The sequence below is a fragment of the Lachnoanaerobaculum gingivalis genome (genome assembly GCF_003862475.1).
Lineage (GTDB): Bacteria > Bacillota > Clostridia > Lachnospirales > Lachnospiraceae > Lachnoanaerobaculum > Lachnoanaerobaculum gingivalis.
Genome location: NZ_RRCO01000006.1, coordinates 133,266 through 145,790 on the forward strand (window position 1 = coordinate 133,266; position 12,525 = coordinate 145,790).

Consider the following 12,525-nt stretch of genomic DNA (forward strand, 5'->3'; position numbering starts at 1 on the left):
GATGCTTCTAAACTTCTAACCCCAACATTCTATCCAAATCTATTTCAAACTGATCAAATAAATCATTTATATCCATTTCATCATTAGTTCCTACTATTTTACCATATTCCTTAAATTCAATAGGATTGCATTGTGTTTCAAAATTTTCATTCAGTGCAAAAAAATTGACCGATATATCACTATTTAAAACCGATCCATTACTAACACCCACACGTAATCCGTTAAATATATGATCACTATGTGACTCTATAAACAATTGTTGACCAGCCTTACTGACAAAGCAAAAGAACTCGCATAATTTAGATTGTGCTTTTGGATGCAGATGTATCTCTGGATTTTCTATAATAATTACAGAACCAATTTCAGCTCCTAAACACGCTATAATCACACTAATTAAATAACTTATTCCTGAACCTATATTAGTAGCTCTACAATATAATGCATCTGAATTAATATTTTTAGGGTTATTATTATACTTTACCTGTAAATAGTTTGTTTTCTTTATATCGCTAATAGACAATGTTGTATCCACTATATAATCCAACCAGTAATTTACTTGACCAAGTAGACTGTCTGTATTTTTTTCAGTATCCTTCAATAGATTTTTTTTAATCTTCTTACTCTCATTCTTTAATAAATATGCCAGTGCATATTCTCCATCTATACCAAATCCCCTATCTTCCAGTATGTTTTTAGCATAAATATCTCTAGCTCCAATCCTATGACATGACAAATAGTGAAAATATTCATCTAAGTAAAAAATCACTTCATCTTCACCATTATCATAACATTCTCTCCCATCAAGGTCTTGCATAACACTGTCTATATCAGCAAGTGATGATTTAATCTTATACCCCTCTTTTTCATCCGATTCTATAAACTCTATATATTCCGACTTTTTTTCTTCTACCTCAATTCTTATAGATCCTTTGGATATATTATAGTTCCTTACTTCACGAAAATCTCCGATATCAATATACTTTCCATTAAGACTACCCTGTTTCCATAATAACAGTGACTGTAAAAAAGTTGACTTACCAGAAGAATTAGTTCCTACAAATAAGTTTAATTTCGAACAATTGACTGTTACATTTCTAACCGATTTTAGTCCTTTTACGTAAATTTTTTTAATCATAAACAATCTCCTTAGATAATTTTTTCATCATGTTAAAACGTCCATTTACATTCTTTATATTTTCTCTACTATTACCAATATATCCCAAATACTCTTCACTAGTAATCGCTTGTATTAACCCTTTAACAATTTTGTCCGAAGCTATTCTTTGTCCAGCAATAAGTGACATAAAATACAATGTTGTCTCAAAAATATTCATATTTATAGGATTAGATATTTTCATTTCTCTTCTAAATGCGCCTCTCCCCAAAATATCTTTTGACATCTCCAAACACCTCAAGGTTATTTGCTTAAGTTCACTTAGCTTTTCACTTGATTCAATATTTAATTGTGTTAGTGTCAATTCAATCAAATCATCTAAGTCACTTGTATACTCATATGTTTTATTGTTTTTAAACAACATTCCATTAAACAGTAAATAAAATGCTAGAAATCTAGTTAGCAAATATGAACCTTTCATTCTAGAATCTTTTCTATTCTCAATACCTGTCGCTTCTTCAAATATCTTTGTCTTAGAAATTTCTGCTATCATATTGAGTCCTTTTCCATGATATAGTGCATTTCTAATTTCTTGCTTATTTAACTTCGTACCTCCTCTATTAACTCTGTCAAAAATATCAAATAATACTTTATCTGGGGTCGGTGGAAGTATTACATGAGAATAAACTTGATAATCCTCCAATTGAGCTTGGTATATTCCATATTCTTCTTCTAAATTCATAAATTTTTTTCCATTTAAAAATGTTAAAATCTTCAACAACTTTAATTGAAACTTATTTTGTAAAAAATCGAACAATGTAGATAGCCTCTGTTTCCCATCTACGACTACATAGGTGGAATTATTTTTCTGTTTTAAGTAAAATATGGGTAACGGCAATCCCATTAATATACTCTCAATCAATTCACACTTTTGCTTGTTATCCCATACAGATTTCCTCTGAAAATCCACTTCTAAAGTCAACTGTCCTTTTTGATATTTTCGGAATAGTTCATATATAGAGAAATCTTTTTTTGTAACTTTAACCAACTCAAAAACTGGCTTATCACTTTCTCCTGTATATATCAAATCATTTAATTCATCTTCCTCTTCCAATACAACTTCTTCATCTTTTTCCAAACAAAATTCTTTTTCCATTTATCATTATCCTCTCAATATATACCTTAAAAATATAATACTGACATTTTTGTTAAATATTATATACAATTTCTCTAAAGACTTATTATCATAATCGCTATAACATAGTCTTAAATATACTTCTACAGTCATATTTTACCATACTATATAATAATTTAATATAGACTAGCTACTATAATATTTTACCCTGAGTTATTCACGCCTGTCTTTGACAGTTTCAAAAGTTAAAACGCCCTTGAAACCCAGTGTTTTACTGGCTTTCAGGGCATTTTTGTTTCGTTTTGAAACTAAAAAAATAGTGTTTTATTTTCCTTTGCTTTGTTTTTGTATTGTCCGCATTTGACTTTTTGTTATAAATTCAAAATCTGTATTAAAATGACAAATCTCATGTAGTTTATCTGTGAGCTCTGTTCGTTTATATAGAGGTATGAAACCTTGCTCTTTTACATATGCAAAATTAAAATCTTTTAAGGTCTTTAGAATCTCTTCACATGTATACTTGTGGTCTAAAAATTTTTCAAGATATCTGTAAATAATCAAGGCTAAAAAGCAGGTTAAGAAGTGAGAATTAATTCTATCAGTTCTTTGTAAAAATATCGGTCTTGCTTCAAACTCGGTTTTCATAATTCTAAAGCATTCTTCTATTTGCCAACGCTTTTCACTTATACTTAGTATTTCACTTACATCATCGTCAAGTAGGTCTGTTGAGATGGCATACATACCATCATACTTTGCCTCCTCATCTATTTTATCTGTATTAAGAAAGTTATGTACATTTGCTTTTTCACCATCATCAGTTACTGCAATGCTGCCAAGAAACCTTGCCGGATCATTAGGATTTCTTCTTTCTTTTTTGATACTGCCTTTTTCAAGCATTAACTTAGCTCTGTCAACTTGTTTTTCTCTAATAGCCTTTTGGTATCTGGCATATTTTGGTGAATATGTGATTATAAGTCTTTGAGATAAATCTTTCGGTGTATAGGGAGCATCTTTGTAATATATAGTCTCATCATCCATTGATATTTCAGCCAGATCCACCACTTTATTATCGTACAAACTTTTAAATCCCTTAGTATCTAAAGCCCATTGCCTATCTTGCGCATTAAGCTTTTTTATTGATTGAGTGACTACAAAAGCTCTTTCACCCATATGATTGTACTTTCTTATTTTTTCCGAACCAAGTCCGGCATCACTACAGTAAATAAACTTTTGACAATCAAACTCTTTTAAAATTTTTTCTTCAAGTGGTTTAATAGAGGTTTGTTCATTTGCATTTCCCGGAAATAGAGAAAAAGCAAGTGGAATGCCGTCACCATCCATAAACATACCCATTTGTATTATAGGGTTTGGTCTATGTTCCTTGCTTTTGCCATATTTCTTAATGCCATTTTCATCCTCAATCTCAAAATAATAGTTAGTACAATCATAAAAAAGAAGCTTATCGTTACGTTTCCCCACCAGATGACTGTTTCTATAAGTTTCAGATTGTATAAGGTCACATTCTTTACCGAGTACATTTAAAGATCGATATACATCATGTAATTGGTAAGATGGTGGCTCTAAAAAGCCCATAGAACAAGAGTAGCTTGAGCGTTTACTGGAAGGTTCGAGTATTCTGGAGTAAATCAAATCGGATAATATCGAGTTGATATCAAACTTGAAATTATACTTATCCCTTATCTTTCTGCAAACTTTGTTTAAGCCAAGTTTATAATAAAAGTACTGCAAAAACAGGTAACCTCCACGATAGAATACTTGTTGCTGTGGCTGTAGTCGTTTGCTTGAGTTAAACGAAAGATTTACTATTTTATCTTCTTTGTACTTTTGTGTTTCAAGTTTTGCCTCAGCACGAGCCCATTTCATGACGTCATCTCTAGTGGGTCCATGCTCTTTTAATAAATCAGCGAGAGTACCAAGTTTGCGTACATTTACAGAGGTGCTAACCCCTTTGTCATTTATAAAGCTTTTGGAAATATAGAAGGACTCTGCATTTTTTGATTTTGATGTAGTAACTTTCATAGATAACCTCCACACCTTATTATAGCATAAAATACTAGAAAATGCTATATATTAAAACGAATATTTTGACAAAAATTTCAACTAAAGAATGTAGGTTATATGCGGGTTGTAGGACTTTTTTATGATTATTTAGGTGAACAAACTGTCAAAGACCCGTATACTGGGACTTTATCATATATGGCTTATAGACATTCTTAATAAAAAATATTTTTGTTGACATAAGAAAATTTTTGTATTAGAATTCAGAAAAATAATCAAACCGTTGATATGGAGATAAAGTTAGTCATGACTTCACAGAGAGTCCGGGAAGGTGCGAGCCGGATAAGAAACAGTCTAGCAAATGGACCATGGAGGGTGTAGTCAAATGCTTCGGCAAAGTATACTACAACGTACGCATACGTCAGTTGCAAGGGATATGTAGGTATCTTAAAGTGCACAGGTCATACTGTGAATCAAGGTGGCACCGCGATTTTTTATTGTTGAAATTTCGTCCTTGACAAATATCAGCCTTTTTAGGTTTTTATTTGTCAGGGACTTTTTTATTTACTCAGGAGGACTTATGGTTTTTATATTAAAAGCAGGCATCAGCGAAGAAGCAATACAAAACTTTAGAAAAGAATTTGAAGATATAGGATTTGATACAATATACGCACCCGGAACAGAACATACAGCAGTTTGCTTAATCGGGAACACTTCAAAAATAGATATGGACACTATTGTGGCAACTCATCCGATAGTTGACTATGGAAAAAGGGTTACAGAAATCTATAAAGCGGCAGGAAGAACCGTTCATCCTGATGACACCGTCATAGAGGTAAACGATATCAGTATAGGTACCGGAACATTTACCGTTATTGCAGGCCCTTGTAGTGTGGAAACAAGAGAACAGATTACAATGGTTGCAAGAAGTATTAAAACAAGTGGAGCTGTAATACTTCGTGGCGGCGCATTTAAACCCAGAACTTCGCCTTATGCTTTCCAGGGGCTTGGCAAGGAAGGTATCGACTTTTTGGAAAGTGCCAAGGCTGCAGTCAATATTCCGATTATCTCTGAGGTAATGAATCAGACACAGTTACCACTGTTTGAGAATGTTGACATTATTCAAATCGGTGCAAGAAATATGCAAAACTTTGATTTACTTAAAGAAGTCGGAAAGTTGAAAAAACCTATATTATTAAAGCGTGGGCTTTGCAACACTATTGAGGAATTCCTTATGAGTGCCGAGTATATCATGGCATCAGGCAATGAAAATGTCATACTCTGTGAGCGAGGTATCAGAACCTTTGAAACAGCCACAAGAAATACTTTGGATCTTGGAGCAGTCGCACTTTTAAAAGAGAAAACTCATCTTCCGGTGTTGGTGGACCCAAGTCATGCTGTAGGTATCAGATCTCTTGTACCACCGCTTGCAAAGGCCGCACTTGCTGTAGGTGCAGACGGTATTATGGTTGAGGTACACAATGATCCCGCAAAGGCATTATGTGACGGTGCACAATCACTTGACCTTGATCAGTTCGCCGACCTTATGGATGAAATCAAAAAAAGAGTTGTACTTGAAGGAAGGACATTATAGTATGTATTACCCTACATTAAATGAAATAGAAAAGATAAAAGAAAATAAAGAATATACTCTTGCACCGGTCAGTATGGAAATATTATCCGACTTTATCACTCCTATTGAAGCAATAAGAATTCTAAAAAAGGCATCTACTCATGCCTATATGTTGGAATCGGCAAAGGCTAACGAAAGTTGGGGAAGATATACCTTCCTCGGATTTGATCCCACACTTTCTATAAGCTGTAATAAAGGCAAAATAAATGTAGACGGTGAAGAGTTTGAGTGTAGCGACCCTACCGGTTATCTAAGAGATTTGTTAAAAAAATACAAAAGCCCAAGACTAAACTCTTTACCTCCTTTTACAGGCGGTTTGGTCGGATATTTTTCATTTGACTATATAAACTATAAGGAACCAAGTATAAAAAGGGATGTAGATGATTCAGAGGGATTTAAAGATATTGATGTAATGCTTTTTAAGGATGTTATTGTATTTGACCATGTAAAACAAAAAATCATCCTTATTACAAATATTTCACTGGATGAAGTTACTACTATAGCCTATGAGGAAGCTGTAAAAAAGCTTGAGAAAATAAAGAGCCTTTTATTTACAGGTGAAAAATCCTATGAAACAGGGAAACTGCTCTCTGAAGTAAAACCTTTGTTTTCACAAAAAGAATTTTCAGAGATGATTGCAAAAGCAAAGCATCATATAAAAGAAGGCGATATCTTCCAAATAGTGCTTTCAAATCGCTTGCAGGCGGACTTTAGCGGAAGCCTTTTTGATACCTACAGAGTACTTAGAACAGTGAATCCTTCACCGTATATGTTTTATTTTTCAGGTACCGATGTTGAGATTGCAGGAGCTTCACCTGAAACTTTGGTAAAACTTGAAGACGGAGTACTACATACCTTCCCACTTGCCGGTACAAGACCGAGAGGAAAAACCGTGGATGAGGACCTTATTTTTGAAGAAGAATTACTTGCTGATAAAAAGGAACTTGCTGAACATAATATGCTTGTAGACCTGGGAAGAAATGACCTTGGCAAAATAAGTAAATTCGGAAGTGTAAAGGTGGAAAAATTTCACTCTATAGAGAGATATTCACATGTAATGCATATAGGCTCTACAGTAAGGGGTGAAATAAGACCCGAAAATGATGCTTTGGATGCGCTTGAAGCCGTCCTTCCTGCAGGTACCCTCTCAGGAGCACCGAAGATTCGTGCCTGTCAACTTATCGGTGAACTTGAAAACAACAAAAGAGGTGTTTACGGAGGAGCTATAGGATATATTGACTTTACCGGAAATATGGATACCTGCATTGCTATCAGACTTGCCTATAAGAAAAACGGAAAAGTATTTATCAGAAGCGGTGCCGGTATTGTAGCCGACTCCGAACCTGATAAGGAATATATGGAAAGCATAAATAAGGCAGGCGCTGTAGTCGATGCTCTAAAAAGGCACAGGAGATAAACAAATGATTCTATTGATTGATAATTATGACAGTTTTTCCTACAATCTGTTTCAAATGGTAGGTGAAATTGATCCGGATATAAAAGTAATAAGAAATGATGAAATGACTGTGGAAGAAATAAAAGCTCTTGCTCCTGCAAAGATTATTATATCCCCCGGTCCCGGAAGACCTGAGGATGCGGGAGTAATTATAGATGTAATAAAGGAGCTTGGACAAAGTATTCCGATCCTCGGAGTTTGTCTTGGACATCAGGCAATCTGTATGGCATTCGGCGCTACAGTGACCTATACCAAGGAACTGATGCATGGCAAAGAATCTCTTACATATTTTGATACCGGCAGTGCATTTTTCTCAGGTATACCTGCCAAAAGCAGAGTTGCCAGATATCACTCTCTTGCCGCAAGTAAAAATACTCTCCCAAATGAGTTGAAGGTAACAGCCAAAACAGATGACGGTGAGGTAATGGCGGTGGAACATAGCAGCTACCCAATCTATGGTGTGCAATTCCACCCGGAATCCATAATGACAGAATATGGGAAGGAAATGCTGAGGAATTTTATACAGAATTGAAATTTTAGCCATACATTATAGGTTTTATTTTGTAATCCCTGTAGCGATTAGTTCTTTCGCAAAAGCGAGATAGGATTAAGCAACCGAGGACTTGTTTGAGTGTAGTTCGCTGTTCTTCAAGCGAACAAACGAGTTCCGCAGGTTGCGTAAAATCCTACGAAGCTTTAAGAAAGAACTGCGATTGGGATTACAAACTTTAAAACCTATAAGATAATGACCTGAAAGGATACTATGATTAAGGAAGCTATTGTAAAGATTGTAAATAAAGAAGATTTAACTTTTGATGAAGCTTATGCTGTAATGAATGAGATTATGAACGGTGAAACCTCACCTACACAAAATGCCGCATTTCTTGCAGCTCTTTCCACAAAGAGTGCAAAGGCGGAAACCACACAGGAAATCGCAGGTTGTGCCATGGCTATGAGAGAGCATGCCACTGCCGTTGATACCGATTTTGACCTTTTTGAAATAGTCGGTACAGGCGGTGACAATGCCGGAAGCTTTAATATCTCCACCACATCAGCCATTGTAGCCGCTGCCGGCGGTATGAAAGTAAGTAAGCATGGAAACAGAGCGGCTTCTTCAAAATGCGGTACAGCGGACTGTTTGGAAGCATTGGGTGTAAATATTGAAGAAGATCCCGAAAAATGCAAAGAGCTTTTGGAAAAGGTGGGTATATGCTTTTTCTTTGCTCAAAAATATCACAGTTCTATGAAATATGTAGGAGCAATCAGAAAGGAGCTTGGTTTTAGAACAGTTTTTAATATACTGGGACCTCTTACAAATCCGGCAAAACCGAAGCGGCAACTTCTTGGAGTATATGATGAATACCTTATAGAACCTCTGGCAAAAGTGCTTGTGGATCTTGGCGTTAAAAGAGGCATGGTCGTATACGGTATGGATAAACTGGATGAAATATCACTCTCCGCTCCTACCAAGGTTTGCGAGATAAATAACGGCTCACTTACCACATATGAGATAAAACCTGAAGATTTCGGACTTACACGCTGTGAAAAACGAGATTTGGCCGGTGGCGATCCTAAGGAAAATGCAGCAATAACTCTTGCCATATTAAACGGTGAAAAGGGGCCTAAAACAGATGCGGTACTTTTAAATGCCGGAGCGGCTCTTTATATAGGTGATAAGGCAGGCAGTATACAGGAAGGAATAGATCTTGCAAGAAATCTTATCGAAAGCAAAAGAGCGCTTAAGGTTTTGGAAGATTTTATAAAGACAAGCAATGAGTAAAGAAACAACTATTTTAGATACAATAGCCACATATACAAAATGGCGAATTAAAGAGCAAAAGAAAAATATTCCGCTGGATTTGATAAGATCTGAAGCCGAAAGTATTCAAACACCAAAGTTTGTTTTTGAAAACGCTTTAAAAAAACCGGGATTGTCTTTTATATGTGAATGTAAGAAAGCTTCTCCGTCTAAAGGTATTATTGCAAAGGACTTCCCATATCTTGCAATCGCAAAAGAATATGAGGAGGCAGGTGCAGACTGTATATCGGTACTCACAGAGCCTAAGTGGTTTCTTGGAAGTGATAAGTATTTGAAGGAAATATCAAATACCGTTACTCTTCCACTGCTTAGAAAAGATTTTACTGTTGATGAATATATGGTATATGAAGCCAAGGCAATGGGAGCTTCCTGTATTCTTTTGATCTGCTCCATACTGTCGGTTGAAGAAATGAAGTATTTTAAAGATATCAGTGATGACCTTGGACTTTCCACACTTGTGGAATGTCATGATGAATCTGAAATCGAAAAAGCCTTAAAGATAAATGCCCGTATGATCGGAGTAAATAACAGAAATCTAAAGGACTTTTCCGTAGACACGAATAACAGTAAAAGACTTCGAGACCTTGTGCCTAAGAATATCTTATTTGTTTCCGAAAGCGGCGTAAACTCTCCTGAAGATATAAAAAACATCATTGCTATTGGAGCCGATGCCGCTTTGGTAGGTGAAATCCTTATGCGTGCGGAAAATAAGAAATTCACTTTGGACAGGTTAAAGGGTAGATATGACAAAAATTAAGCTTTGCGGCATAAAAAGTGAAGATGATATCAAGGTAATAAATGAAGTATTACCGGATTATATAGGCTTTGTATTTGCCGGGAAAAGTAAAAGGTATATATCCTTTGATAAGGCAAAAAAACTGAAAAATCAGCTTGATGATAGGATAAAAGCTGTGGGTGTGTTTGTAAATGATGATATTGAAAATATAGCTTATCTTGTAAAAAATAAAATCATTGATATTGTACAGCTTCATGGAAATGAAGATGAAAGCTATATAAATACATTAAAAACAAAGATAAATGTCCCTATAATATATGCCTATCAGATAAAATCAAAAGCCGATATAAAATCAATAAATAAGAACACGGATTTTATTTTACTGGATGCGGGAGCAGGCTGTGGAGAGACCTTTAATGAAGCCTTACTTGAAGGCTTTGATAATGAATATTTTTTAGCAGGCGGACTCTCTGTAGATAATATAAAGGAAAAAATAATGAAACTGCATCCATATGGTGTGGATGTAAGCTCAGGAATAGAAACTGAAGGCAAAAAAGATGCCGCTAAGATAAGAAAATTTGTGAGTTTAGTAAGAGAGGTAGACAATGACAGATAATAAAGGAAGATTTGGAGTTCATGGAGGACAGTATATCCCTGAGACTCTTATGAATGCGGTAATAGAATTGGAAAAAGCATATAATCATTATAAAAATGATCCTGAGTTTAATAAAGAACTCAATTATCTCCTAAATGATTATGCAGGCAGACCTTCAAAGCTTTATTTTGCAAAGAAAATGACTGAGGACCTTGGAGGTGCAAAGATTTATTTAAAGCGTGAGGACCTTACACATACAGGTTCTCATAAGATAAACAATGTTCTCGGACAGGCACTACTTGCAAAAAAGATGGGAAAGAGGAGACTTATTGCAGAAACAGGTGCAGGACAGCATGGTGTTGCAACAGCAACCGCCGCCGCTTTGATGGGCATGGAATGTGTAGTATTTATGGGTGAAGAAGATACTGTCCGTCAAGCACTTAATGTATATAAGATGCGACTGCTTGGAGCTACCGTTATCCCTGTAACAAGCGGAACAAAAACTCTAAAAGATGCCGTTTCAGAGGCTATGAGAGAATGGACAAGCAGAATAGATGATACCCATTACTGCCTCGGTTCTGTAATGGGACCTCATCCATTCCCTACTATAGTCAGAGATTTCCAGGCCGTAATTTCAAAGGAGATCAAGGAACAGATACTAAAAAAAGAAGGCAAATTACCGGATGCCGTACTTGCCTGTGTCGGTGGAGGCTCAAATGCCATTGGAAGCTTTTACAATTTTATAGATGACAAGGATGTAGCACTTATCGGTTGTGAAGCTGCCGGAAAGGGAATTCATACATTTGAAACGGCCGCTACTATAAATACAGGAAAACTTGGTATTTTCCACGGTATGAAATCCTATTTCTGTCAGGATGAATACGGACAGATAGCACCTGTATATTCCATCTCTGCAGGACTTGACTATCCGGGTGTAGGACCTGAGCATTCATATCTTCATGATATAAAAAGAGCAAGCTATGTACCTGTAACAGATGATGAATCCGTAGAGGCATTTGAATACCTCTCCAAGATGGAAGGTATTATACCTGCTATAGAGTCAGCTCATGCCGTTGCTCATGCCATGAAAATAGCACCTACTATGAATAAGGACCAAATTATTGTAATCACCATCTCAGGAAGAGGTGATAAGGATTGTGCGGCTATTGCCAGATATAAAGGAGAAGACTTACATGAATAAGATATATGAAGCATTAAAAAATAAAAAATCATTTATTCCTTTTATCACCTGTGGTGATCCTGATGTGGCAACTACCAAAGCGGCAATACTCGAAATGGTAAAAAACGGAGCCGATCTGATAGAAATAGGTATACCCTTCTCAGACCCTACTGCTGAGGGCGTAGTTATACAGGGCGCAAATATTCGTGCACTTGCAGGCGGTATTACAACCGATAAAGTATTTGATATGGTCGTAGAACTTAGAAAAGAAGTCACTATTCCTCTTGTATTTATGACCTATGCCAATGTAGTATTCTCCTACAATCCTGAAAAATTCTTTACAAAATGCAGCGAGGTGGGTATTGACGGTATTATACTTCCCGACATTCCTTTTGAAGAGAGAAATGAATTCCTTGAGATATCTGAAAAATATAACATAGATCTTATATCTCTTATTGCACCTACATCCGATGACCGCATTGCAATGATTGCAAAAGAAGCTAAAGGATTTTTATACATTGTGTCAAGCCTTGGCGTAACCGGAACCAGGAGCGAGATCACTACTGATTTGAATTCTATAGTAAAGATAGTAAGGGAAAACACAGATATTCCATGTGCTATAGGCTTCGGTATTTCAACTCCTGAACAGGCTAAGGAAATGAGTCAGATAGCAGACGGAGTAATCGTAGGCTCAGCCATCATAAAGCTCTTAAAACAATACAAAACCAAAGCTCCCGCATATATCGGAGCGTATGTGAAAGAGATGAAAGAGGCAATATTGTAGGATATTAGTTACGTTCAGGTACTATATAGGCGATTTTACATTACTTAACTTACT

11 protein-coding genes and 1 other annotated feature are annotated in these 12,525 nt (G+C 35.8%); of the genes, 8 read left to right on the plus strand and 3 right to left on the minus strand.

Going from position 1 to position 12,525, the window contains the following annotated elements; genetic code table 11:
- Nucleotides 1-7 precede the first annotated feature (7 nt).
- From EHV10_RS12465 to EHV10_RS12475, 3 genes are all read right to left on the minus strand, one after another.
- Nucleotides 8-1,135, minus strand: a complete 1,128-nt coding sequence (locus tag EHV10_RS12465; protein WP_128674929.1) for an AAA family ATPase — start codon at nt 1,133-1,135, stop codon at nt 8-10.
- Nucleotides 1,128-2,270, minus strand: coding sequence for a DUF262 domain-containing protein (locus tag EHV10_RS12470; protein WP_128674930.1), 1,143 nt, complete (start codon nt 2,268-2,270; stop codon nt 1,128-1,130). The genes EHV10_RS12465 and EHV10_RS12470 overlap by 8 nt, the downstream gene beginning before the upstream one ends.
- A 303-nt stretch (nt 2,271-2,573) precedes the next feature.
- Nucleotides 2,574-4,289: an IS1634 family transposase gene (locus tag EHV10_RS12475; RefSeq protein WP_128674931.1), complete on the minus strand. Its 1,716-nt coding sequence runs from the start codon at nt 4,287-4,289 to the stop codon at nt 2,574-2,576.
- A gap of 253 nt (nt 4,290-4,542) precedes the next feature.
- Nucleotides 4,543-4,787: a binding site (T-box leader), on the plus strand.
- A 61-nt stretch (nt 4,788-4,848) separates the two neighbouring features.
- Here EHV10_RS12475 and aroF point away from each other — a divergent pair.
- The 8 genes from aroF (at nt 4,849) to trpA (ending at nt 12,471) form a co-directional block, all read left to right on the plus strand.
- A complete protein-coding gene (gene aroF / locus EHV10_RS12480; RefSeq protein WP_128674932.1) occupies nt 4,849-5,862 on the plus strand; it encodes a 3-deoxy-7-phosphoheptulonate synthase in 1,014 nt (337 codons plus the stop codon).
- Nucleotide 5,863: 1 nt separating this feature from the next.
- Nucleotides 5,864-7,318, plus strand: coding sequence for an anthranilate synthase component I (trpE, locus tag EHV10_RS12485; RefSeq protein ID WP_128674933.1), 1,455 nt, complete (start codon nt 5,864-5,866; stop codon nt 7,316-7,318).
- Between the two features lie 4 nt (nt 7,319-7,322).
- Nucleotides 7,323-7,889 (plus strand): anthranilate synthase component II, encoded by a 567-nt coding sequence (locus EHV10_RS12490; protein ID WP_128674934.1) that lies wholly within the window; start codon nt 7,323-7,325, stop codon nt 7,887-7,889.
- 231 nt (nt 7,890-8,120) lie between these two features.
- On the plus strand, nt 8,121-9,137 hold the full coding sequence (gene trpD, locus EHV10_RS12495; RefSeq protein WP_128674935.1) for an anthranilate phosphoribosyltransferase: 1,017 nt from the start codon (nt 8,121-8,123) through the stop codon (nt 9,135-9,137).
- Nucleotides 9,130-9,933, plus strand: coding sequence for an indole-3-glycerol phosphate synthase TrpC (gene trpC / locus EHV10_RS12500; protein WP_128674936.1), 804 nt, complete (start codon nt 9,130-9,132; stop codon nt 9,931-9,933). The genes trpD and trpC overlap by 8 nt, the downstream gene beginning before the upstream one ends.
- Nucleotides 9,920-10,528: a phosphoribosylanthranilate isomerase gene (locus tag EHV10_RS12505; RefSeq protein ID WP_128674937.1), complete on the plus strand. Its 609-nt coding sequence runs from the start codon at nt 9,920-9,922 to the stop codon at nt 10,526-10,528. The genes trpC and EHV10_RS12505 overlap by 14 nt, the downstream gene beginning before the upstream one ends.
- Entirely contained in the window at nt 10,518-11,708 is a 1,191-nt protein-coding gene (gene trpB / locus EHV10_RS12510; protein WP_128674938.1) for a tryptophan synthase subunit beta, read from the plus strand. Before EHV10_RS12505 ends, trpB begins: the two co-directional genes overlap by 11 nt.
- Nucleotides 11,701-12,471: a tryptophan synthase subunit alpha gene (gene trpA, locus EHV10_RS12515; RefSeq protein ID WP_128674939.1), complete on the plus strand. Its 771-nt coding sequence runs from the start codon at nt 11,701-11,703 to the stop codon at nt 12,469-12,471. The genes trpB and trpA overlap by 8 nt, the downstream gene beginning before the upstream one ends.
- Nucleotides 12,472-12,525 lie beyond the last annotated feature (54 nt).